Annotated in this window: 20 protein-coding genes; 10 read left to right on the top strand and 10 right to left on the bottom strand. The window is 66.8% G+C overall.

The window, feature by feature from the left end; genetic code table 11:
• Positions 1–156 precede the first annotated feature (156 nt).
• The 5 genes from AB0I14_RS27555 to AB0I14_RS27575 all read left to right on the top strand — a co-directional run bounded on the left by AB0I14_RS27555 (position 157) and on the right by AB0I14_RS27575 (position 6,181).
• Positions 157–1,134, top strand: a complete 978-nt coding sequence (locus AB0I14_RS27555) for an ABC transporter permease (protein WP_358029027.1) — start codon at positions 157–159, stop codon at positions 1,132–1,134.
• On the top strand, positions 1,131–2,075 hold the full coding sequence (locus AB0I14_RS27560; protein ID WP_358028670.1) for an ABC transporter permease: 945 nt from the start codon (positions 1,131–1,133) through the stop codon (positions 2,073–2,075). The genes AB0I14_RS27555 and AB0I14_RS27560 overlap by 4 nt, the downstream gene beginning before the upstream one ends.
• Positions 2,072–3,916, top strand: coding sequence for an ABC transporter ATP-binding protein (locus AB0I14_RS27565; RefSeq protein ID WP_358028673.1), 1,845 nt, complete (start codon positions 2,072–2,074; stop codon positions 3,914–3,916). Before AB0I14_RS27560 ends, AB0I14_RS27565 begins: the two co-directional genes overlap by 4 nt.
• A gap of 90 nt (positions 3,917–4,006) precedes the next feature.
• Complete coding sequence (locus AB0I14_RS27570; protein WP_358029030.1) at positions 4,007–5,659, top strand: ABC transporter family substrate-binding protein; 1,653 nt, start codon at positions 4,007–4,009, stop codon at positions 5,657–5,659.
• An 18-nt stretch (positions 5,660–5,677) separates the two neighbouring features.
• A complete protein-coding gene (locus AB0I14_RS27575; RefSeq protein ID WP_358028676.1) occupies positions 5,678–6,181 on the top strand; it encodes a hypothetical protein in 504 nt (167 codons plus the stop codon).
• On the opposite strand, the gene AB0I14_RS27580 is transcribed toward AB0I14_RS27575, so the two are convergent.
• Genes AB0I14_RS27580 through AB0I14_RS27600 form a run of 5 tightly spaced genes read right to left on the bottom strand, consistent with a single transcriptional unit; the run spans position 6,170 to position 9,760 of the window.
• Positions 6,170–7,426, bottom strand: coding sequence for an alpha/beta fold hydrolase (locus AB0I14_RS27580; protein ID WP_358028679.1), 1,257 nt, complete (start codon positions 7,424–7,426; stop codon positions 6,170–6,172). The two genes, AB0I14_RS27575 and AB0I14_RS27580, sit on opposite strands and share 12 nt — an antisense overlap.
• Positions 7,427–7,451: 25 nt before the next feature.
• Positions 7,452–7,718, bottom strand: a complete 267-nt coding sequence (locus AB0I14_RS27585; protein WP_358028681.1) for a cytochrome C oxidase subunit IV family protein — start codon at positions 7,716–7,718, stop codon at positions 7,452–7,454.
• A gap of 2 nt (positions 7,719–7,720) precedes the next feature.
• Complete coding sequence (locus AB0I14_RS27590; protein ID WP_358029033.1) at positions 7,721–8,239, bottom strand: cytochrome c oxidase subunit 3; 519 nt, start codon at positions 8,237–8,239, stop codon at positions 7,721–7,723.
• A gap of 46 nt (positions 8,240–8,285) precedes the next feature.
• Positions 8,286–8,957: a hypothetical protein gene (locus AB0I14_RS27595; protein ID WP_358029035.1), complete on the bottom strand. Its 672-nt coding sequence runs from the start codon at positions 8,955–8,957 to the stop codon at positions 8,286–8,288.
• Positions 8,958–9,001: 44 nt separating this feature from the next.
• Positions 9,002–9,760 (bottom strand): hypothetical protein, encoded by a 759-nt coding sequence (locus AB0I14_RS27600; protein WP_358028683.1) that lies wholly within the window; start codon positions 9,758–9,760, stop codon positions 9,002–9,004.
• Between the two features lie 120 nt (positions 9,761–9,880).
• Here AB0I14_RS27600 and AB0I14_RS27605 point away from each other — a divergent pair, with 120 nt between their 5' ends.
• Positions 9,881–10,480, top strand: a complete 600-nt coding sequence (locus AB0I14_RS27605) for a TetR/AcrR family transcriptional regulator (protein ID WP_358028686.1) — start codon at positions 9,881–9,883, stop codon at positions 10,478–10,480.
• A gap of 55 nt (positions 10,481–10,535) precedes the next feature.
• Complete coding sequence (locus AB0I14_RS27610) at positions 10,536–11,756, top strand: acyl-CoA dehydrogenase family protein (RefSeq protein WP_358028689.1); 1,221 nt, start codon at positions 10,536–10,538, stop codon at positions 11,754–11,756.
• Here AB0I14_RS27610 and AB0I14_RS27615 read toward each other — a convergent pair.
• The 3 genes from AB0I14_RS27615 to AB0I14_RS27625 are packed head-to-tail and all read right to left on the bottom strand — an operon-like array spanning position 11,747 to position 17,083.
• Positions 11,747–13,246, bottom strand: a complete 1,500-nt coding sequence (locus tag AB0I14_RS27615; protein ID WP_358028691.1) for a GMC family oxidoreductase N-terminal domain-containing protein — start codon at positions 13,244–13,246, stop codon at positions 11,747–11,749. The two genes, AB0I14_RS27610 and AB0I14_RS27615, sit on opposite strands and share 10 nt — an antisense overlap.
• A gap of 37 nt (positions 13,247–13,283) precedes the next feature.
• On the bottom strand, positions 13,284–15,926 hold the full coding sequence (locus AB0I14_RS27620) for an AAA family ATPase (RefSeq protein ID WP_358028694.1): 2,643 nt from the start codon (positions 15,924–15,926) through the stop codon (positions 13,284–13,286).
• The gene (locus AB0I14_RS27625; RefSeq protein WP_358028697.1) at positions 15,923–17,083 is read right to left on the bottom strand and encodes an exonuclease SbcCD subunit D; all 1,161 of its coding nucleotides are present in this window, start codon (positions 17,081–17,083) and stop codon (positions 15,923–15,925) included. Before AB0I14_RS27625 ends, AB0I14_RS27620 begins: the two co-directional genes overlap by 4 nt.
• A 129-nt stretch (positions 17,084–17,212) precedes the next feature.
• Between AB0I14_RS27625 and AB0I14_RS27630 the strand changes: the two genes are divergently transcribed.
• Positions 17,213–17,734, top strand: coding sequence for a histidine phosphatase family protein (locus AB0I14_RS27630; protein ID WP_358028699.1), 522 nt, complete (start codon positions 17,213–17,215; stop codon positions 17,732–17,734).
• Here the strand turns inward: AB0I14_RS27630 and AB0I14_RS27635 are convergent.
• Both AB0I14_RS27635 and AB0I14_RS27640 read right to left on the bottom strand, forming a co-directional pair.
• Positions 17,731–18,279 carry a DUF3558 domain-containing protein gene (locus AB0I14_RS27635; protein WP_358028701.1) on the bottom strand — a complete coding sequence of 183 codons (549 nt, stop codon included), beginning with the start codon at positions 18,277–18,279 and terminating at the stop codon, positions 17,731–17,733. The genes AB0I14_RS27630 and AB0I14_RS27635 overlap by 4 nt on opposite strands.
• On the bottom strand, positions 18,276–18,791 hold the full coding sequence (locus AB0I14_RS27640) for a DUF3558 domain-containing protein (RefSeq protein ID WP_358029038.1): 516 nt from the start codon (positions 18,789–18,791) through the stop codon (positions 18,276–18,278). Before AB0I14_RS27640 ends, AB0I14_RS27635 begins: the two co-directional genes overlap by 4 nt.
• Positions 18,792–18,986: 195 nt before the next feature.
• Between AB0I14_RS27640 and AB0I14_RS27645 the strand changes: the two genes are divergently transcribed.
• Positions 18,987–20,732, top strand: coding sequence for an ABC transporter ATP-binding protein (locus AB0I14_RS27645; RefSeq protein ID WP_358028703.1), 1,746 nt, complete (start codon positions 18,987–18,989; stop codon positions 20,730–20,732).
• Positions 20,729–22,621, top strand: a complete 1,893-nt coding sequence (locus AB0I14_RS27650; protein ID WP_358028705.1) for an ABC transporter ATP-binding protein — start codon at positions 20,729–20,731, stop codon at positions 22,619–22,621. The genes AB0I14_RS27645 and AB0I14_RS27650 overlap by 4 nt, the downstream gene beginning before the upstream one ends.
• The last annotated feature ends 22 nt before the right edge of the window (positions 22,622–22,643 follow it).

Consider the following 22,643-nt stretch of genomic DNA (forward strand, 5'->3'; position numbering starts at 1 on the left):
CAGTGAACGCCCGATTTCTATGCCAAGGCTGTGGCAGGACTGTCAGTTACCCACCGAGCATGGGCGCGCCGAAAACCCACATTGCCGCGGTGACCGTATTCACGTTCCCGCCTGCTCTACCCTGTCTGGCATGCAGCCGTGGGCAGGAACGACCGGATGACGCGCTTCCTGGCGCGCCGGCTGCTCAATTACATCGTGTTGCTGGCCCTGGCATCGTTTTTGACGTTCACCCTGACGTCGCTGAACTTCAAACCGCTCGACAGCCTCGAACAGCGCAATCCACGGCCACCGCAGTCCGCGATCGACGCCAAGAGCGCCGAGCTCGGCCTCGACCAGCCCATTCCGCTGCGTTACGCGAACTGGGCCGCCGGGGCGGTCCGCGGCGACTTCGGCACCACGGTGACCGGGCAGCCAGTTGTGGACGAATTGTGGCGGCGTATCGGGGTGACGCTGCGATTGCTCGTCATCGGCGCGATCTCGGGCGCCGTGATCGGCGTGGTGGTCGGGGCCTGGGGCGCGATACGCCAGTACCGGCTGTCCGACCGTGTCATCACCTTGTTGTCCCTGCTGGTGATCAGCACTCCCTCGTTCGTCATCGCCAACATGCTGATCCTGGCGGCGCTCAACGTGAACTCGATTCTCGGCGTTCAAATATTCGAATACACGGGGGAAACGGCGCCGGTGCCCATCGGCGGTGCCTGGGACCAGTTCGTCGATCGGCTACAGCACCTCGTGCTGCCGACGTTCACCCTGGCGCTGATGGCCATCGCCGGCTACAGCCGGTATCAGCGCAACGCGATGCTCGACGTGCTCGGCCAGGACTTCATCCGCACCGCGCGAGCCAAAGGGCTGACCCGGCGTCGCGCCCTGTTCAAGCACGGGCTGCGTACCGCACTCATTCCGATGGCCACTCTGTTCGCGTATGGGGTGGCAGGGCTGGTCACCGGTGCGGTGTTCGTCGAGAAGATCTTCGGCTGGCACGGCATGGGCGAATGGGTGGTGCAGGGCATCGCCACCCAGGACACCAACATCATCGCGGCCATCACGGTGTTCACCGGCAGCGTGATCCTGGTTGCCGGCCTGCTCTCCGACGTCATCTACGCGATGCTCGACCCGAGGGTGCGAGTCACATGACCCAGACTTCTGCCCCCACCGGTGATGCCGCCGCGGCCCGCTCGGGTCTGCACACCGAGGAATTCGCCACCCGGCGCACGCTGGTGTTCCGCCGGTTCCTGCGCAACTGGCCCGCCGTGGTGTCGCTGGCACTGCTCGTGATCATGTTCGTGGCCTGCTACGCGCTGCCGTCGGTGCTGCCCTACAACTATTCGGACCTCGACTACTACGCATTGCAAGAGCCGCCGTCGGCCGACCACTGGTTCGGCACGAACGCACTCGGGCAGGACATCTTCGCCCAAACCCTGCGCGGCATGCAGAAATCCATGCTGATCGGCGTCTGCGTGGCGTTCATCTCGACCGTCATCGCCGCCACGGTCGGCTCGGTGGCCGGATACTTCGGCGGCTGGCGCGATCGCACGCTCATGTGGATCGTCGACGTGCTGCTGGTCGTGCCCAGCTTCATCCTGATCGCGATCGTCACGCCGCGTTTGAGCCAGTCCGATCGGGTGTTCTGGCTGATCGTGCTGCTCTCGGCGTTCAGCTGGATGATCAGCTCGCGCATCGTGCGTGGGATGACCCTGAGCCTGCGGGAGCGCGAATTCGTCTTGGCTGCCCGCTATATGGGTGTCAGCAGTTGGCGCATCATCGTGCGCCACATCCTGCCCAATGTGGCATCCATCCTGATCATCGACACCGCGCTCAACGTCGGCGTGGCGATCCTGTCCGAAACCGGTTTGAGTTACCTCGGTTTCGGCATCCAGGCGCCCGACGTATCGCTGGGCACGCTGATCGCCGACGGCACCAAATCCGCCACCACCTTCCCCTGGGTGTTCCTGTTCCCGGCCGGGGTGTTGGTGCTGATCATCCTGTGCGCCAACCTGATCGGTGACGGCCTGCGCGACGCCCTCGACCCGAGCAGTGGCCGCTTGCGCCGCCGCAGCAAGAAAGCACGCCGATGACCCGTCTACTCGAAGTATCCGATCTGACGGTGGACTTCCCCACCGATAGCGGCGCGGTACATGCGGTGCGGGGCCTGAACTTTCATGTGGATTCCGGCGAAGTCGTGGCGCTCGTCGGCGAGTCCGGTGCCGGGAAATCGGCCAGTGCCATGGCGGTGGTCGGGTTGCTGCCCGAGTTCGCCGAGGTGTCCGGATCGGTGCGGCTCCGTGGCGAGGAACTGATCGGGTTGTCCGACGCGCAGATGTCACGGGTCCGGGGCAACACCATCGGCACGGTGTTCCAGGATCCGATGTCCGCACTCACCCCGGTCTACACCGTGGGTGATCAGATCGCCGAGGCGCTCCAAGCCCACAACCGCGACGTGGGCCGACGCGCGGCCCGGTCGCGGGCCGTCGAACTGCTGGAGCTGGTCGGCATCGCCCAGCCGGAACAACGCGCCCGCTCGTTCCCGCACGAATTGTCCGGCGGCGAACGCCAGCGGGTGGTCATCGCCATCGCCATCGCCAACGACCCCGATCTGCTGATCTGCGACGAACCCACCACCGCCCTCGATGTCACGGTGCAGGCCCAGATCCTCGACGTGCTCAAGACCGCGCGCGACGTCACCGGCGCCGGGGTGCTGATCATCACCCACGACCTCGGGGTGGTGGCCGAATTCGCCGACCGGGCCCTGGTGATGTACGCCGGGCGCGCCGTCGAGGACGCTCCGGTGGCCAAGCTGTACGAGAAGGCCCGGATGCCCTACACCGTCGGCCTGCTCGGCTCGGTGCCGCGCCTGGACGCCCCTCAGGGGACCCGTCTGGTGCCGATCCCCGGTGCACCGCCGTCGCTCACCGCGACGCCGCACGGTTGCCCGTTCGCGCCGCGCTGCCCGCTGGCCATCGACGAATGCGAGGCCGCCGAACCCGAGCTGATCGAGTTGGGGCCGGGCCACCACGCCGCCTGCATCCGCACCGATCAGGTAGGTGGACGCAGTGCCGCAGAGATCTATCAGGTACCGGGCACCGCCGGCAGCACCCCTGAGAAACCTTCCGACGACACCGATGTGGTGCTGCGGGTGCGCGAGCTGACCAAGACCTACAAGCTCTCCAAGGGCGTGGTGCTGCGCAGGCAGGTCGGTGAGGTCCGTGCGGTCGACAATGTCAGCTTCGACCTGCGCAGCGGCCGTACCCTCGGCATCGTCGGGGAGTCCGGATCGGGAAAATCCACCACCCTGCACCAGATCCTGGATCTGTCTGCACCGCAATCGGGTTCGATAGAGGTACTCGGCTCCGACGTGGCCACCCTGGACCGGAAGACGCGCCGCGCCCTGCGCACCGACCTTCAGGTGGTGTTCCAGGATCCGGTGGCCTCACTTGACCCACGACTGCCGGTGTCAGACGTGTTGGCAGAGCCGCTGACCGCCAACGGTTTCGGGAAACAGCGGATCGACGAGCGGGTGGCCGAGCTCCTCGAGTTGGTGGGCCTGCGACGCGCCGATGCCAGCCGTTACCCGGCCGAGTTCTCCGGCGGGCAGAAGCAGCGCATCGGGATCGCCCGCGCTCTGGCGTTGCAGCCCAAGATCATTGCGCTCGACGAACCGGTCTCGGCATTGGATGTCTCCATCCAGGCCGGGATCATCAACCTGCTGCTCGACCTGCAGGACCGGTTCGGCCTGGCCTATCTGTTCGTGTCGCACGACCTGTCGGTGGTCAAGCACCTGGCCCATGACGTCGCGGTGATGTACAAGGGCGCGGTTGTCGAACAGGGCTCCGGCGATGAGGTGTTCGCCGCTCCACAGCACGCCTACACCCGCAAGTTGCTGGCCGCCGTTCCGCAACCAAAGCCCGCCAACGGTTAGGTATTGCCGCATCGAGGGGTGGCGGCATCTAGCATCGACTGGGTGAACGGGTTCAAGGGGTTCAACGGATTCAAGCTCCAGCATTTCGCCATCGTCGCGGCAGTCACCGCACTGGCCCTGGCCGGCTGTTCGGGCGGTGACCGGGAGGCCCCGTCGGCCGGCGGTAATGCCGAGGTCGGCACCACCAACGACATCAATCCGCAGGACGTCGCGAACCTGCGCCAGGGCGGCAACCTGCGCCTGGCCCTGACCGAGTTCCCGTCGAACTTCAACCCGCTGCACCTCGACGGCAACACCGGCGACGTCGGCTCGCTCACCAGGCCCACGATGCCCCGCGCCTTCGTGATCGCGGCCGACGGATCAGCGACGGTGAACACCGACTACTTCACCAACGTCGAACTGACGGGCACCAACCCGCAGGTGGTCACCTACACGATCAATCCCAAGGCCGTGTGGTCCGATGGCACGCCGATCACCTGGGAGGACATCAAGTCCCAGATCGACGCCACGAACGCGAAGAACCCCGCGTTCATCATCGCCGCACCCAACGGCAGCGAGCGGGTCGCCTCGGTGACCCGCGGTGTCGACGACCGCCAAGCCGTGATGACCTTCGCCAACCCGTACGCCGACTGGAAGGGCATGTTCGCCGGCAACGGTCGGCTGCTGCCCAAGAGCATGACCGCCACGCCCGAGGCTTTCAACAAAGCTCAACTCACCGCGCCCGGGCCGTCCGCGGGCCCGTTTCTGGTGTCCAACATCGACCGGGGCGCACAGCGGATCACGTTGAGCCGCAACCCGAAATGGTGGGGCACCCCGCCGCTGCTGGACAGCATCACCTACCTGGTGCTCGATGACGCCGCACGCATCCCGGCGCTGCAGAACAACACCATCGACGCCACCGGCACCGCGTCGCTGGACGAACTGACCATCGCGCGTAAGACCGCGGGGATCAGCATCCGGCGGGCACCGTCGGCCAGCTGGTACCACCTGACGTTCAACGGCGCGCCCGGGTCGATCCTCGCCGATCCGGCCCTGCGCAGTGCCGTCGCCAAGGGCATCGACCGCCAGGCCATCGCCAATATCACCCAACGGGGTCTCACCGACAATCCGGTGCCGCTGAACAACCACATCTTCGTGGCGGGTCAGCAGGGCTACCAGGACAACGCTGCGTCGGTGGCCTTCGACCCCGACAAGGCCAGGGCCGAACTCGACGCGCTGGGCTGGAAAGTTCCTGAGGGACGGCAGTTCCGGGAGAAGGACGGCAAGGAACTCGTCATCCGCAATGTGTTCTACGACGCGGGCAGCACCCGGCAGGTAGCCCAGATCGCGCAAAACATGCTCGGCCAGATCGGGGTGAACCTCAAGCTCGACACCAAGCCGGGCACCGGGTTCTTCACCAACTACATCATCAAGGGTGACTTCGACATCGCCCAGTTCGCGTTCCTCGGCGACGCTTTCCCGCTGAGCTCGCTGACCCAGATCTACGCGCAGGACGGGGCCAGTAACTTCGGCAAGATCGGCAGCCCGGAGATCGACGCCAAGATCGAGCAGACGCTGGAGGAGCTGGACCCGGCCAAGGCGCTGGCTCTGGCCAACGAGCTCGACCAGATGCTGTTCGCCGAGGTGTTCAGCCTCCCCCTGTTCCAGTCACCCGGAAACGTCGCGGTGCGCAGCAGCCTGGCCAATTTCGGGGCTCCCGGGCTGGCCGACACCGACTACACCAAGGTCGGTTTCCTCAAGTAGCCGTGGAACGGGGCGCACGTGGAGCTGATCGGCGACACGAGAGTGCGCATGGCCCCGGGGATGTACAGCTGGTGCATTCTGCTGACGTTCACGATCCCGGCCACGGCGCCGGCCGATGAGCTGATCGGCAATGTGCTGGCCCACCCCCGCTACGGCCATGACTGCATCTCCCCATGGACCGGGGTGCCCGACGCGGTACATGGACCGTATCGGCTGGATTCCCTCAAAGCCGATGTTTTCCAACGTTGTTCACCCGCCGACGCGGTGGCGTCCCTGTGGTCGTGGCCGGCGACCAACCTGAACGCGTGGGTCAGCACCGAGTTGCTGCTGTCGCGGGAGTTGGTGATGGCGTGGACATCGCCGATCCTGACGAGCGCGGATGAGATCTACCGGCTGACTCTTCCCAGAGAAGGCAACGAACACGATTATGGATGGGTTGTGGGCCTCAGCGGGTTCCACGAATTCCTCGCCGTCTGCCGTGAACGCGGCGTGGCCACCGTGATCATCGCGTCAGATGATTGAGGTTGCGCCACGCCAGGGGTGGATCGGCAGCGCAGCCTCCACTGCGGTGGCCGCCGCGATCCCCGACACCGCCACCCGGATCGCGGGACGCGCAGGCAGGGCGTCCAGTTCGGCGGCGGTGGTCGAAAGTTGTTCGGCCACACCGTCGCGCACCGCACGGATCACTGCCAAGGCAGCACGTTCCCTGGTGTCGATCACACTGTGCACGACTGTCGACATCTGAACCAGGACCGCACCGGGCACCAGGGCCGCGATCCGCTGGGCAACAGCCGGCGGCGTGGTCAGGTCCCGGCCACCGGACAGCACGACGGTGGGCCAGTGAAAGTCCGGTAACTCGGTCAGCAGGTCGAAGGGCTCGGCCTCGAAGGGTTCGAAGAACTTCGCACTGCCGATCATGTCGGCCATCTCCAGCGCCGGGTCCAGCGGCAGGCCATCGGGCACCCCGGCGTAGTTCAACTCGCGGAATGCGATCCGCCCCACGAGGTCTACCTCGTTGCGGTACGGCGCTTTTCGTGTCGACATCCGACTGAGCCGGGCGAGCGCAGACCAGACCACCGTGCGCCCACGCAGCAACAGATCGAGTTGACGGTCCAGCAGGGGGGCGCCGCCGAACCCATACAGCAGGCCGGCCAGTTCCCCACCCCTGGTGGCCAGTGCCCCATCGGCCACCAGGCGCCGCACCTTGGGTGCCAGGTCCGCGGTCTCCGGGACCGTACCCTCCCACAGGAGACCGCGAATGGCGCTGCGCATGGCTTCGATATCAGCGGTGGACAGCAGTGGCGAGTCCAGCACCATCGCCGCCACCCGGTCCGGATGGCGCACCCCGAAACCAGCGGCGATGTAGCTTCCGTACGAGGTGCCGTACAGCACCGCGTCGTGGACGCCGGCGTCATCGAGCACCGCGGCGATGTCGTCGACGACCTGCTCGACAGTGATGGCCGCCGGTGGCAGATCCGCGCCCGCGTCGGTGTGCCGCGACATCCCGACCCCACGGTGCTCGATCATGATCACGTCGAATCCGGCCGCGGCCGCTCGCCTGCGCAGCGAGCGATACGGCTGGATCGATGCCACGCCGGGACCGCCCGGGATGATCACCACCGGGTGCGCCGATTTGCGCCCGGCCCGCACGTAGAACAGGTCGAACTGCTCGTCAGAACCCGGACTGACCGGGCGTCGCACCGCCCGCACCCCCGGTAGCGCGGCGAGCTTGTCGTGCGCCCGCCTGCGCTTGGCGTTCATCGTCATCGCGCTCCATTGTGCCGCGCACCGCTCAGATCAGATAGATGGCGAAGATCGCCCCGAACAGCACCACCAGCCAGCCGTCGGTGGCGAGTTTGAGCCACTTCGGTGCCGTCCGGACCTCCATGAACTGCCGGATGATCAAACGGGACTTGATCAGCGTCAACACGAGCACCAGCGCGGTGATCGGCACGCTGGCCCGCAACGTGTCCGAATACTGCGCCGGCGCCAACCACCAGGATCCGACGGTGATGGCGACCAGCACCAGCCAGGTCTGAGTCACAGCCTTGTCGGTCATCGTCACCTCACCACGTAGAGCAGGCCGAAGATGATCACCCAGAGCAGGTCGACCATGTGCCAGTAGACCGCGCTCGCCTCCACCACCGACGCGCGGCGACGGGACGGATTGCGCAACTCCCGCACGATCACGCCCAACACGATGAGCCCGATCAGCACGTGGATCAGGTGCACACCCGTCAACACGTAGTAGAACGAGTAGAACATCTCCGAATTGGTGTGCCCGTTCCGGATCTTGACCACCCATTCATAACCCTTGCAGGCCATGAACATAAGGCCACCGACACCGCCCGCGTAGGTGAGTCGGATGGCCGCTTCGTGGCGGCCGGCACGGGCCGCCAGCACCGCACGGGCCACCAACCAGGAACTGGTCAGCAGGATCACCGTGTTGACGACACCGACCGTGATGTCGAGATGCTGTTGGGCACGCAGAAATTCGTCCGGATGCATGGTCCGGTAGATCATGAAGACGATGAAGTAGCCACCGAAGATGACCAGGTCACCGAGCACCATCACCCACATGTGCCCATCGCCGGGCAGATGCTCCGACGACGCCTTCGGCCGTGAATCAGTTTGCGTCAATGCATGTTTCCTCACGATTCAGGGCCTGCCGGAGCAGCACGATCAGGGCAGAAAGCCAAACGGAGAAGACCACCACCGCCCACCAGAAGGAGATCGACCCATTCCAGGCGAACGGCCCCGACTGGAACAGGAACATCTGGGTGGCGATCACCTCGGTGATGATCTGCCAGATGGTCACGTAGGCGAACCACACGGGGAAGATGTTGTGCTTGTGGTAGAGGATGGCGATCGCAAATACCAGGTAGGCCGCCGTGAAACAGCCCAATGAGCCGTTGTAGGAAAGCATTCCGAGGTCATAGAGCAGGCTGATCAATTCAGGGTCGCGGTCTGGCCGGAACGCCGCGGTGAGAAAGCACACCGACACCAACAGGAACCCCGGCAGTGCACCGACGCCCATGCCACCGATGTAGCCGTAGGCGAACACCGACCCCACCGACATGCGCTTGATCTGGTAGGCGACCAATCCGTTGGTCATCGCCGCGCCACCGAGCAGGATCAGCAGTAGGCAGAAGCCGATCTTGATGGTCAGGCCGTGTTCGGCGAAGAACGCCACCTTGTCGGCCGCGGTGACATCGGGGCGCGGCGGCGGCGTCACCCGGGTCAGGATGCAGATGATGACGCCGAAGGCGCCGTACCAGAGCGGGAAGAACCAGGTCATCAGGCGCACGTCGGGCCTGCCCGGCGGCGCCTGGGTCAGCACGGTCACGCCTGCACCCGTCCTGCTACGACACCCTCTGACACGGCCTGGCTGATCACCGCGCGGCGCAGCACGAAGAACATCACGATGACGAAGATCGCGAAGGCCCCGTTGCGCAACCAGAAGGCCAGCACGCCGTCCCACGCCAGCGGCCCGGTGTGAAACACCGCCGCGCCCGCAGCCGGGATCATCGCCAGCGCGGTGGCCAGCGAGTAGTGCCCCACCCAGCGGGGGAACACCGGAGCGGGCCCGTTGTCGAAGTAGACCGCCACCGCCAGCAGGGCGAACTGCGACACCACCATGCCGACCGGCGCGATGAACACGATCCAGGCCAGATCGTTGAGCAGCATGATCAGTTCCGGGTTACGGTCCGGCCGAAACGCGGCCACCAGGAACAGAATGTTGGACAACGCGAAGATCGTGGCGCCGCTGACCACCGCGGTGAGATAACAGTAGGCGAACACATGGGTCTGGCCCTTCATGCGCTTCATCTGGACGACGATCACCATGAAGAACGGCAGGATGAGGATTCCGCAGAGATTGAAGGTCACCTGGCTGAACCGGATCCACGCGGTGTGGTCGGCGTAGAACTCGGCGACCTGCTCCGCGTTCCAGGTCGGCGACATTGGCGGCCAGAAGCCGGGAAACGCCAGCAGCGCGACCAGCAGCACGACCCCGACGGCCGGCCCGGTCCACAGGCTCACCCACTGGGCCTTGATGTTTCCGGCTTTCGGCAGGTCTTGAACCTGCTCCAGGATCTGCACCCCGACCTCCTAAACTGACTCCAGTCAGAACCCCTTGCTCCCGAAACCGTAATGGCAGCCGCGCAATAATGAAAGACCCATACTGAGTACAGTCAGTTACTCGTGCCGTAGCATCGAGCCGTGCTCAAGGCCACTGCCCGCAGCCGCAAGGGCTTGCAGACGCGGGAGCGGTTGCTGGGCGCAGCGATCTCCGAGTTCAAACGCGACGGCATGGCCGCAGCCGATACGGCCGCGATCGCATCGGCCGCAGGTGTCGCCCACGGCACCTTCTTCTTCCACTTCCCCACCAAGGAACACGTCCTGCTGGAATTGGAGCAGCGCGAGCAGCAGCGGATGGCCGGCGACCTGGCCCGGTTCTTCTCCGGGCCGCACGACGTCCGGGACACTCTGGGCGAAACCGTGCGGATACTGGAGAAGCTCGAACGACGCTTGGGCGGTCGTCTGTTCAAAGACTTTCTGGCCCTGCACTTTTCCACCACCCGCCCCCCGTCGGAGGAATGGACGCACCATCCGGTGATCGTCGCGGTGATCGAGGAGCTGCAGCGGGCCCAAGACCGCGGTGAGATCCCGGCCGCAGTGGACGTGATGCACAACGGGATGTCATTTCTGGCCGGGCTCTACGCGCTGCTGATCACCATTCCCGACGCCGCCGCGGTGCGGGCTCCGGTGATGGCCGAGTACCTGACCACCTACTTGTACGGCCTGCGGGTCCTGCCTTAGGTTCGGGCTGATCCAAACGCGTGCCCACCGGTGTCGGGCCGGATACAACAGTGCCATGACCACCGTCGAGAACGTGACCCGTGTCCTGCCCGGTACGCCGGAGTGGGATGACCTGCTGGCCTCGATCGCCGTGGGCGCCAAGGACCGCGACCTGAACGACGAGAACCCCTTCGATCAGGTCGCCGCGCTCAAGCGGGCCGGGTTCGGCACCCTCCGGCTGCCCGAGTCCCTCGGTGGCGCAGGATTCACTGTGCCACAGCTGTTCTCCGCGGTGATCGACGTAGCCAAGGCCGATCCCATTGTGGCCCATATCTTCCGGACCCATTTCTGGTTCACCGAGGAGCGGCTGCGCAGTGTCGACGATCCGGAGTCCAGGCGATGGCTGGGCAAGATCGCCGAGGGTAGGATCTTCGGAAATGCGTTCAGCGAGAAGGGTTCATTGGCCGTGGGCAGCCTGGTGTTCAACACCCGGTTGCTGGCCGACGAGGCGAACGCGGGTGCCTTCCGGCTGACCGGCGAGAAGTACTACAGCACCGGCACCCTGTTCTCGGACTACCTGACCGTGACCGCCACCACCGACCACGACTCGGTGGCCAACGTCCTGGTACCGACCGACCGCGAAGGCGTGCGCCTCGTCGATGACTGGGACGGATTCGGCCAGCGCCGCACCGGAACCGGCACCACGACGTTGACCGACGTGGCCGTCGCTGCCGACGAAGTCCTCACCGACACCCCGTACGACGCCGACCCCGTTCCGACCGTGCAGTACGCCTCGCTGCAGTTGTTCATCCACGCGGTGGTCGCCGGCATCCTGGCCAATGTCGTGGACGACGGTGTGGCGCTGCTGCGCTCACGCGAACGCAACTTCAGCCATGCCGTCACCGAACGGCCCACCGATGATCCGCTGCTCCAACGCCAACTCGGCGTGCTGGCCAGCACGGCCTACGTGGCGCGAGCTGCCGTGTTGGACGCGGCGGCGGCGATTGGCGCTGCCACGGATTCTGCCGTCGACGGCGTCCCCGACGCCCACCTGGCCGCGGAAGCCCAACTCAAGGTCGCCAAAGTCAAGGTGCACCTGGACGACGTCGCCCCCGAAGCCGCCACCCGGCTGCTGGAACTCGGCGGAGCGAGCGCGGCCTCCCGGCAGCGCAACCTGGACCGGCACTGGCGCAACATCCGCACCATCACCCTGCACAACCCGGTGGCCTACAAGGCGCGGGTGATCGGCCAGAACCTGTTGCACGGCACGCCCATTCCGGCCAACGCCTATTTCTGAGTGATCAGCTCCGCTGCTTTCTCGCCTACCAGCACGCTGGGCGCGTGGGTATGGCCGCGGATGAGCGTCGGCATCACAGACGCGTCGGCGACCCGCAACGCCTCGATTCCCCGGACCCGTAGCTGCGGGTCGACCACGCTGCCCTCGTCGCTGCCCATGCGGCAGGTGCCGACGGGGTGATACAGGGTGTGTGACACTGAATTGATTGCACGCGTGAGTGTTTCGTCGTCCAGCGCGGACGCGTTCAGCGGCCTGGCCACCTTGCCGATCAGGTCCCGCAGGGCCGGGGCCTGGGCGATCTCGGCAGTGATCCGCAAGCCCGCCATCAGCGCGAGGCGGTCCGCGTCGTCGCTCAGATAGCGAGGGTCGATGATCGGCTTGTCCATCGGGTCGGCCGAGGCCAGCGTGATGGTGCCGTGGCTGCGGGGCTTGAGCAGGATGGGACCCATCACGACGGCGTGACCGTACGGATCGCCGATGCCCTCGTCGAAGAAGGGAGCCGGAGCGAAGATCAGCTCCAGGTCCGGAAGATCCAATTCGGGCGTGCTGCGAACGAACCCGTAGGCCTCACCGACATTCGAGGTCAGCATGCCCCGGCGCCTGGCCAGATAGTTGACGAGCTCCAGCGGCTTCTCGGCTGCGAAGAGGCTGTCATCGCGGACGTCGAATCCCAACGGAACGACCAGGTGATCAAGCAGATTGGTGCCCACGCCAGGCGCGTGCCGAATCACCTCGATACCGTGGCCGTCCAGCTGGTCGCGGTCGCCGATGCCGGACAGCATCAGCAGTTGCGGGGAATTGATCGCGCCGCCGCACAGGATGACCTCGCGGCGCGCCGTCACCACATCCCGAACTCCGCCCTTCTCGAATTCGACCCCGACGGCTCGGTTTCCGGCGAAGACGATCCGCGTGACGGTGGCCTCGGTCAGCAGGTTGAGATTTCGCCGGCGCAGGGCCGGCTTGAGATAGGCGTCAGCGGTGCTCCAGCGGGCACCGCGACGCTGAGTCACCCTGGTCTCGCAGAACCCGTCGTGGCCGCATTCCCTGGCCGCGGCCAGCCAGGCTGCCGTCGAACTGCGCGGGCTGCGCTGCGCCTCGACCACCAGCGGCCCGGCCTCGATGCGCTTCAGGTACTTTTCCAGGCCGGCGTAACTCCAGTCCGCACCGGCGTGCTCGCCCCACTCGTCGTAGTCGGCGGGGAAACCCGGTACCCACATCATCGCGTTCATCGACGATGAGCCGCCGAGGGTCTTGCCACGCGGCCAATAGATCTGGCGGCCATCGAGTTCCGGTTGCGGTTCGGTCAGGTAGTCCCAGTCGACCTCGCTGCGGAACAGCTTCGAGAACGCCGCCGGGATGTGGATGAATTTGTTGCGGTCGCGCGGCCCGGCCTCCAGCGCGAGCACCGAGACATCCGATTGTGCGCTCAGCCGGTTCGCCAGTACGGCGCCTGCCGAGCCGGTCCCCACCACGATGTAGTCAGCCTCCACGTGGCGGAGTGTATTTGCACGGCGCGGCCGGGCGGGACTAATTCGATGTGGTGGTCAACTCGATGTGGTGTGCGCCGCCGACGGCGGCGTAGCGCTCCGGGCTGCAGGTCAACACGATGACCTGCCCGTCCCCGCCGACCGCGTCGAACACCGCACCCATCTTGGTCAGCCGCTCCGAATCGGTGAAACCGAGCGCGTCGTCGATGATGACGGGCACGCTGTCCTCCTTGGCCACCATCGCGGCGCCGGCCAGCCGTGCGACGATGGCCAACTGCTCCTTGGCACCACCCGACAGCGATTCGTACGGCACCGTGCGCCCGGACAGCGTGCGGGTCCGGATGTTGAGATCGCTGTCGACGTCAACCTCGAAATCCTCACCGAACACGAGCCGGCCCAGCCGCTGTACCTCGAGGCGGAACGGATCCGCGTAGCGCTGACGGGTGGCGTCGCGGTGGCGCGCCATCACCGAGCGCAGAGTCTCGGCGGCACGGGCCCGGCGGTGCACCCGAAGGTACTCGGCGTGGGCGTGCTCGCGTTCGGTCTCGGCGGCATCGAGATGCCCCTTGCGTCCCTGGGTGCCGTACACCCTGAGTTGTGCCGCCAGCTCACGCAGCCCGTCGGCCGCCTCCCGGTGGCGGGTATCCAGCACGTCGGCGCAGCAGACCGCCTCATCGAGCGCGGTCTTCACCGAATCCGGTGCGGTGGCTGATAATTCGGTGCTCAGGCCTGCCACGCGGCCCGTGGCGGCAGTGGCCTCCTCGTCGGTGACCTGGGCCTTCACCGCCAACTCGTCGTCACCGGCTTGGGCGCGCTGGATTTCCAACCGACCGCCTGCCACCGTCAACTCGGCCTGCGCCGTGGTGAGCTTCTCGCGCAGCACGCTCAGGCGGGTCGACTTTTCCGTCAGCTTCTGGGCCGCCGCGGCGATCACCTTGCGGCTGGTCTCGCTGTCGGCCACTGCCTTGCGGTGCACCGCCACCGCGGTGTCGAGTTCGCTTCGGGCGGTGGCGATATCAGCGGGTCCGGCCAGCTCGAACAACCCGGCCTCATCGGGCTGCCCGGCACGCAGTTGCACCAGGCGAGCTCGCAGATCCGTCAGCTGGTCATCGCCGGTGAGCGCGTCGACAGTGGCGCGCAACCGATCCCGGCTGCCGAGCAGTTCCCGGCGCCGGCCATCGAGGGCCCGCGCGGCATCGACGCCGTCGACCCCGGCTGCTGCCAGCGCGGCGGTCAACACGTTCTGCGCCTCGTCGAGACGGGCCTGCGTCTGCGCGGCAGGCGTTCCCGGCACCACGCGGACGGTGAGCACGCCGGGCACGTCGATCTCGGTGTCGGCGGTGGTGTTGACCGACCACGGGCTGCCGGCCTCCAGTGCGACCCGGGTCTCGTCCACTCGGATATCGAGGCTCTCAACGGCGACGAGTTCGATTCGCGCCGAGGCGAGTTCGGCCTGCCCTGCGGCGCGTTCCACGGCGACTGCCGCCGCCTCGATGGCTCGCATCCCCGCGTCGTCGAGCACGATCCCGGCCAGTTCGCGGTTGACCCGGTCGAGGTCACGCACGCCGGCGTCGATCCTGCTGAGCCGGGCAGCCAACCGGTCGGCCTCGTCGCGGTCGGTCATGTGCGTCAGGGTGGCACGGGCGGTCTCTACCCGGGCTTCGTGCTCCTGCGCTGCCACCCGAGCCTGTTCGGCCACGGCTTCGGCAGCCTCGTGAACCTCACGGGCCGTGGTGGTTTCACCATCGGCCACACTCAGCGCGGCCTGCAGTTCGGTGATGGTGGCGGCCCGCTCGTCCAGGTCGGCGCGCAGCCGTCGGCGTTCGGTGAGCGCGGCGGCCGCCGCGGCCTGCGCCACCCGGGCGCCCTCGGCCACCACCTCGGCCTCCTTGAGCCGTTGCACCAACACGGCAACCGCTTCGGCCGCCTTGCGGGCCGCGGCCAGGCCGGCCTGGGCCGCTTCGCGTTCACCGGCGAGTCCGGTGACCTCGACGCTGAGTTCGGCATGCCGGCGCACCGCATCGTCGACCTCGGCCACCGCCGCGGCGCATTGGGCCACGTCACCCTCGGCGGCAGCCAGTCGCTTGGTCACCGCCGCCCACTCACCGGTGGGCCGACCGGTGGCGGTGAAGTAACGCAGATACTCCGCGTCGATGCGCTCGATCAGCAGCGGCTCGTCCCCCGAGAGCGCGACCGCCTCACCGGCGGCCACGTCCAGGGCCCGGGCCAGCGCGTCCGAGCCCGACAGGTCGACCGGGGCGGTCGAGCTGGACTGCAACACCCGCTGGGCCTGCCACAGGCTGGTGTCCACGGTTTCGGCGAGCATGGTCAGTACCCGCTCGTGCGCCTCGTCCCCGCTGAGTTGCTCGCGCACCGGTGCCAGCACGGTCAGCTGGGTTTCGGCACGCTTGTGAAAGCGCTTGCGGTACATGAACCGGTAAGGGCCGGTGGAGATTTCGGCCATCACCTCGGCGCCGACATCGGCGTGAGTCGGCTTGACCTGCTTGACTTCCTTCTTGCCCGAGCGGTCCTTGGCCTCGAGCAGCAGATCCAGCGCCTCGATCATCGAGGACTTGCCGATCTCATTGGCGCCGCTGACCACCACCACACCGTGATCGGGGAACTCGATCTCGCGGTGGGTGACGCCGCGGTAGTTGGTCAGGACGAGGCGGTGCAGTTTCATGCCGCACTCCCCCGGTCCACCAGGCGCAGCAACAGCCCCAGCGCCGCACGCGCATCGTCGGCTCCGGCCCCTTCGGTGCGGGCGGTGGCCACCAATTCGTCCACGGCAGCCGCCGCGAACCCGCCGATACCAAGGTCGTCGAATTCGCCGTCGGCGGGCAGTACCGCGATCTCGGTGTGCCGCTCCCACTCGGTGAGGGCTGCGAACAACCGGGCGTACCTGTCGAGGCAGGCATCGAGCGCGGCCTTGTCCGTCACGGTCAGTGACCCCGTCAACGCCAGGCGGACCACGGTGCGTTCCTTGTCCGCCAACAGATCCAGATTGAGATCCAGATCGGCCACGTCGCGGTCGGTGTCCACCTCGCGGCGCAGCGTGATGAAGCGCCAGCGGCCCACCCGCTGCGAATCCACCCGTACCGGACGGTGTGGATCGGTCTCGTCGATCTCGACCACCAGGACATGCCCCGGATCGGATTCGATGTCGTCATAGTTGGTCACCTCGGGTGAACCCGAGTACCACACCCGGCCGGTCGACCCGACCTCGGTGCGGGAGTGCTTGTCCCCCAACGCCACATAGTGCACCGCACCGCGCGCCAACGCGTCCTCGACGACGCCGAGCCGGATCAGTGACGGCTTGTCCTTGTCCGGATCGAGGATGTCGACCCCGCCGTGGCCCACCAACACCCGGGTGGTCCCGTCGGCGGGCAGCTCGGCCAGCACGTCACCCACCAGGTCGGAGGTGGGCGCCTTGGACCGCCACGGAGCGGCAACGATCTGCAAGCCGGGGCGCACCTCGTGCACCCCCGCGCGATCGAGGACCACGACGTTGTCCGGGCATTCCGCGGTGAACAGTGCGCTGGTGTAGACCGAGGCGGCATCGAGCGGATCGTGGTTGCCCGGCAACAGATACACCGGTACCCCGATGGCACGCATGGCCTCCAGCGACAGGCTGACCTCGCGCGGAGCCAACTGGTTGTGCTCGAACACATCACCCGACACCACGACGAACTCCGCACCCGAGGCCGCGGCCACCGGGCCGAGGGCCGAGACCGCCTCCCGGCGCGCCGCCGAGTAGCGGGGCTGGGCCTCACCGTCACCGGTGCTGAGGAAGTGACGGGTCATGCCGAGCTGCCAGTCGGCGGTGTGCAGAAAACGCATCGGCCCCGTCCTTCCTGTCTTGATCCCCCGGCAGGTTCATCTTCCGAGCAAAGCGAGTGTAAAACCGGGGGCCGACAAGTCCCGGGACCTGCGACGGCATGGCCGCACTTGGGTGCTTACCCTGTTGAAATGGCCGATCCGATCAGTCCGATCAGAACCCTGCTGCTGATGCGCCACGCCAAGTCCGACTATCCCGACGGGGTCGCCGACCACGACCGACCGCTGGCCGCGCGGGGGATCAGGGAGGCGGGGCTGGCCGGGGACTGGATCCGGGCCAACTTCGCCGAGGTGGATGCGGTGCTGTGCTCGACGGCGACGCGGACCCGTCAGACTCTGGTACGCACCGGTATCGAGGCGCCGGTGCAGTTCGCCGAACGCATCTACGACGCCAGACCGGGCACTGTCATCGACGAGATCAACGGTGTCTCGTCACGTTTCGGCACCGACCCGTCGACGGTACTGGTGATCGGCCACGAGCCGGCCATGTCCGCAGTCGCACTCGGCCTGGCGGACGGCTCCAACCGCGCTGCGGCGGAGAGCATTTCGCTGAAGTTCCCCACCTCGGCTATCGCGGTGCTGCGTACCAACGGCCCCTGGGACCAGCTCGCGCTGGGCGGCGCGACACTGGTGCGCTTCCACGTGCCCCGCTAGGAGTTGGTGGCCAGTGTCAGTTCCATGAGCTTGATCGCCATGGGGCAGGCATCGATCCCCGGCGCCTGCGGGTTGACCCACCAGCCGACCACACCGGCCGCGTCGCTGGCCACGCCGCATGCCCCGTTGAGCCCGTTGGGCCTCATGATGATCGAATCCACACCCGCGATCCGGCGTTGCTCGATCGCGTACTGCAGCTTCTCGGCGGTCTGACGCTCGTTGTCCAGGCTGCCCTGCTCGTACCAGAACCGGGTGATGTCGACCAGGCCGGCCGGGTTGGCCGCCTGCCAACGGCACACCGCGCCGACGAACGTGCTCTGGATGTCCAGCGGGTCGGCACCCACCGTCTTGGCCAGGATGTCGGTGGTCAGGACATCGCATTCCTTGAGCAGGTTGGGGTAGGTCTTCTCGGACTTGTTGTTGCTGGGGCCGCCACTGGACCCCTCCTTGGCTGCGGTGCCGTCCACGGTGCGGGTGCAACCGGTGAGCCCGACGAACACTGCCAGCGCGGCCATGACCCCGGCGACCCCACGCTGCATGCTCATTTGGAATTCACAATCGACTGGCGGGTCAGCTCCTTGGCCACCTCACACGGATCGGGATAGGGCTTCTGGTCGAAACTCACGGACCACTCGATGAAATCGTCATCGAACTGGATGCCGATCTCACACAAGTTGACGTCGCCGGCCTTGAGCGGGTTCTCCCCGACCGCGATGAAACCGCCGTGCCCCTCGATGTTGATGTCCTCCACGCTGGTCCGCGACAGTTCCTCGGTCTTGCGTTCCCGGCCGATCGGGCTGCCCCGGAACCACGTGAACGAGAAGTGGGGGCCCAGGATGCTGCCGCCCTGCAGCCACTGGCAGCCCGAGGAATTGGTGGCGGTGTTGACCAGACCCTGAACCTGGGTCAGCTGAGTCACCGTCTCGTCGCTCACGCCGCCGCAATGCGGAAAGTGCGGGCCGTGCTTACCCGTGCCACCGGCACTCTGCGTCTCGGTCTGCGGAACCTGGGGGGACGCGGGCTCGTCAGTCGAGCACCCGGCGAACACCGGGACCATTGCCGCAGCCAATACCGCCAGGGCTCTGGCATTGCGGAGTAGTGGCTTGGTGGCCGTACGGACCGTCACGCCATGCACTGTAGCTGCAACACCTATGCCCCATACCGACATACCGACTGACCTGGACTTTCACCGAACCGGACACGACAGCGGCTGGACACGACCCACAGCGGGGCGGTGTGCAAGAGTAGCCAGATGCTCTGGGCGCTGCTGCGACAGTACGTGCGGCCGTACCGGCGGCTGCTCGCCATCGTCGCGGCACTGCAGGTGATCAGCACCCTGGCGTCGCTCTACCTGCCGACGGTCAACGCCGCGATCATCGACGACGGAGTTGCCAAGGGCGACACCCGGCGCATCGTCGAACTCGGCGGAGTGATGCTCGGTGTCACCGGTCTGCAGGTGGCCTGCGCGATCGGCGCGGTGTTCTTCGGATCGCGCGCGGCCATGAGTTTCGGCCGCGATCTGCGCTCGTCGATCTTCCACCACGTCACCACGTTCTCGGCCGAGGAGACCGCCCGCTTCGGTGCCCCATCGCTGCTGACCCGCACCACCAACGACGTCGGCCAGATCCAGCAGTTGCTGCAGATGACCGCCACGATCCTGATCACCGCCCCCATCATGTCGATCGGCGGAATCCTGATGGCGCTGCACCAGGACGCCGGATTGTCGTGGCTGCTGCTGGTCAGTGTTCCGGTGATGGCACTGGCGAACTTCTGGATCATCAGACACCTGTGGCCGATCTTCCGTCGCATGCAGCGCGTGATCGACGGCATCAACCGGGTGATGCGCGATCAACTGTCCGGCATCCGGGTGATCCGGGCCTTCGCGCGCGAACCCGTCGAGCAACAACGGTTCGCCGACGCCAACGGGGCCCTGTCGGCCACCGCACTGGAAGCCGGGCAGTGGCAGGCGCTGATGCTGCCGGCCACCACCCTGGTGATCAACATCTCCAGCGTCGCGCTGATCTGGTTCGGCGGACTGCGCATCGACGCCGGCCACATGCAGGTGGGCTCACTGATCGCGTTCCTGGCCTACTTCATGCAGATTCTGATGGCCGTGTTGATGGCGACGGTCCTCGCGGTGATGTTCCCGCGCGCGTCGGTCTGCGCCGAGCGCATCAACGGCGTGCTGGGCACCCGGCCCCAAATCACCAGCCCCGATCATCCGGTCCGGCCGGTTTCCCTGACCGGCGAGATCGACTTCGACGACGCGTCATTCAGCTATCCCGGTGCCGATCGCCCCGTGCTGCAGCAGGTCTCGCTGCGCGTCGGGCGCGGGACCACCACCGCCGTGGTCGGGTCCACCGGATCCGGCAAATCCACCCTCCTGGCGATGATCTGCCGTTTCTACGACGTCACCGCGGGCGCGGTGCGCGTCGACGGCGTCGATGTCCGTGAACTCGACCTCGAACAGCTGTGGTCCTCGATCGGCCTGGTCCCCCAACGGGGCTACCTGTTCTCCGGGACCATCGCCGAGAACCTGCGCTACGGGGCTGCGCCGGGACAGGAACTCACCGACGAACAGATGTGGGACGCACTGCGGATCGCGGCCGCCGACGATTTCGTGGCGGCCCATCCCGACGGGCTGGGGCGCCCGGTGGCCCAGGGCGGCATCAATTTCTCCGGTGGGCAGCGCCAACGGCTCGCGATCGCGCGCGCGGTGATCCGCAGGCCCGCGATCTACCTGTTCGACGACGCGTTCTCGGCACTCGACGTACACACCGATGCCCGCGTACGGGCCGCCCTGCGCGAGATGTCGGCCGACGCAACCGCGGTCATCGTCTCGCAACGGATCTCGACGGTGATCGACGCCGACCAGGTCGTCGTGGTCGAAGACGGCCGCATCGTCGGCGTCGGCACCCACGAGTCGTTGCTCGCCGACTGCCCGACCTACGCCGAGTTCGCCGAATCGCAGGCGATCACCGCCGGGGATCCCCGATGACCGGGCCCGTGCTGCGCCGCAGCGGGACCCCGGCCGCGCCCGTCGAGCGCACGCGCGACTTCCGCGGGTCGGCCCTGCGCCTGCTCAAACGCCTGGTGCCGCAACGCGGCCTGGCGATCTCGGTGGTGTTGCTCGGGGTGGGCGGCATCGCGATCGGCGTGACCGGCCCCCGGATTCTCGGTCACGCCACCGATCTGCTGTTCAACGGTGTGATCGGGCGCGAACTGCCCGCCGGGCTGACCAAGGAGCAGGCCGTCGCGGCGGCCCGGGCCCGCGGCGACACCGCCTTCGCCGACCTACTGTCCGGGATGAACGTGGTTCCCGGCCACGGCGTGGACTTCGCGGCGGTGGCCCGCACCCTGGCCCTGGCGCTGGGCCTGTACCTGCTTGCCGCGGTAATGGTTTGGCTGCAGGCCCGCTTGCTCAACGTCACGGTGCAACGCACCATGGTGGCGCTACGGGCCGAGGTCGAGGACAAACTGCACCGACTTCCGCTGTCCTACTTCGATTCCCGTCAGCGCGGTGAGGTGCTCAGCCGGGTCACCAACGACATCGACAACATCCAGGGCTCGGTGTCGATGACCATCAGCCAACTGCTGACCTCGGTGTTGACGGTGTTCGCCGTGCTGGTGATGATGCTGACCATCTCGCCGCTCCTGGCGCTGCTGACCGTCATCACAGTGCCGCTGTCACTGTGGGTGATCCGCTGGATCACCCGTCGCTCCCAACCGCTGTTCGTGGCGCAGTGGCGCAACACCGGTCGGCTGGCGGCCCACATCGAGGAGACCTACAGCGGCTTCACCATCGTCAAGACCTTCGGGCACCGGGAGGCCGCGCAGCTGCGGTTCGACGAGCTCAACGACGACGTCTACCGGTCCAGCATCGGGGCGCAGTTCTTCTCGGGTCTCGTCGGCCCCGCGACGATGTCCATCGGCAACCTCAGCTATGTGGCCGTGGCGGTGGTGGGCGGCCTGCAGGTGGCAGGAGGCCAGATCACCCTGGGCAGCATCCAGGCGTTCATCCAGTACGTGCGGCAGTTCAATCAGCCGCTGGGCCAGGTGGCCGGGATGTACAACACGCTGCAATCCGGGATTGCCAGCGCCGAACGGGTCTTCGAGCTGCTCGACGCCGACGAACAGTCCCCCGAACCGGCTGGGCCATTGGAAATCCGCAGTGGCCGGGTCGAATTCGACCGGGTGAGTTTCGGCTATCTGCCCGACACTCCGGTGATCGAGGACCTCTCCCTCATGGCCGAGCCGGGTAGCACCGTGGCGATCGTCGGCCCCACCGGTGCGGGCAAGACCACGTGCGTGAACCTGCTGATGCGGTTCTACGACGTCGATTCCGGCCGGATCCTCATCGACGGTGTGGACATCTCGACGGTGAGCCGGCAGTCGCTTCGATCCTCGATCGGCATGGTGCTGCAAGACACCTGGCTGTTCGGCGGCACCATCTACGACAACATCGCCTACGGCCGTCCGGATGCCTCTGAGGCCGAGGTGCTCGAGGCGGCCAGGGCGGCGTATGTGGACCGGTTCGTCCACACCCTGCCCGACGGGTATGGCACCCGTGTCGACGACGACGGCGGCGCCATCAGCGCCGGCGAGAAGCAGTTGATCACGATCGCGCGTGCGGTGCTGGCACGCCCCCGCGTACTGGTGCTCGACGAGGCCACCAGCGCGGTGGACACCCGCACCGAACTGCTCATCCAGCAGGCAATGGCCGAATTGCGCAGGGACCGGACGAGTTTCATCATCGCCCACCGGCTTTCGACGATCCGCGATGCCGATCTGATCCTGGTGATGGACGCCGGCCGGATCATCGAACGCGGCACCCACGAGGAACTCATGTCGCGGCATGGGCGGTACTGGGAAATGACCCAGGTTTAGTACCGGAAGTCCGTTACAAACC

The sequence above is a fragment of the Mycobacterium sp. NPDC050441 genome (assembly GCF_040655355.1).
In the GTDB taxonomy this organism is placed as follows: Bacteria; Actinomycetota; Actinomycetes; order Mycobacteriales; family Mycobacteriaceae; genus Mycobacterium.

Excerpts from the sequence above, each read along its gene's own strand:
- AB0I14_RS27585 (WP_358028681.1), bottom strand. The coding sequence starts at position 7,718 with ATGACCGACAAGGCTGTGACTCAGACCTGGCTGGTGCTGGTCGCCATC.
- AB0I14_RS27580 (WP_358028679.1), bottom strand. The coding sequence starts at position 7,426 with ATGACGATGAACGCCAAGCGCAGGCGGGCGCACGACAAGCTCGCCGCG.
- AB0I14_RS27635 (WP_358028701.1), bottom strand. The coding sequence starts at position 18,279 with ATGAGCATGCAGCGTGGGGTCGCCGGGGTCATGGCCGCGCTGGCAGTG.
- AB0I14_RS27630 (WP_358028699.1), top strand. The coding sequence starts at position 17,213 with ATGGCCGATCCGATCAGTCCGATCAGAACCCTGCTGCTGATGCGCCAC.
- AB0I14_RS27560 (WP_358028670.1), top strand. The coding sequence starts at position 1,131 with ATGACCCAGACTTCTGCCCCCACCGGTGATGCCGCCGCGGCCCGCTCG.
- AB0I14_RS27650 (WP_358028705.1), top strand. The coding sequence starts at position 20,729 with ATGACCGGGCCCGTGCTGCGCCGCAGCGGGACCCCGGCCGCGCCCGTC.
- AB0I14_RS27565 (WP_358028673.1), top strand. The coding sequence starts at position 2,072 with ATGACCCGTCTACTCGAAGTATCCGATCTGACGGTGGACTTCCCCACC.
- AB0I14_RS27625 (WP_358028697.1), bottom strand. The coding sequence starts at position 17,083 with ATGCGTTTTCTGCACACCGCCGACTGGCAGCTCGGCATGACCCGTCAC.
- AB0I14_RS27640 (WP_358029038.1), bottom strand. The coding sequence starts at position 18,791 with ATGGTCCCGGTGTTCGCCGGGTGCTCGACTGACGAGCCCGCGTCCCCC.
- AB0I14_RS27590 (WP_358029033.1), bottom strand. The coding sequence starts at position 8,239 with ATGTGGGTGATGGTGCTCGGTGACCTGGTCATCTTCGGTGGCTACTTC.
- AB0I14_RS27595 (WP_358029035.1), bottom strand. The coding sequence starts at position 8,957 with ATGACCTGGTTCTTCCCGCTCTGGTACGGCGCCTTCGGCGTCATCATC.
- AB0I14_RS27610 (WP_358028689.1), top strand. The coding sequence starts at position 10,536 with ATGACCACCGTCGAGAACGTGACCCGTGTCCTGCCCGGTACGCCGGAG.
- AB0I14_RS27555 (WP_358029027.1), top strand. The coding sequence starts at position 157 with ATGACGCGCTTCCTGGCGCGCCGGCTGCTCAATTACATCGTGTTGCTG.
- AB0I14_RS27620 (WP_358028694.1), bottom strand. The coding sequence starts at position 15,926 with ATGAAACTGCACCGCCTCGTCCTGACCAACTACCGCGGCGTCACCCAC.
- AB0I14_RS27645 (WP_358028703.1), top strand. The coding sequence starts at position 18,987 with ATGCTCTGGGCGCTGCTGCGACAGTACGTGCGGCCGTACCGGCGGCTG.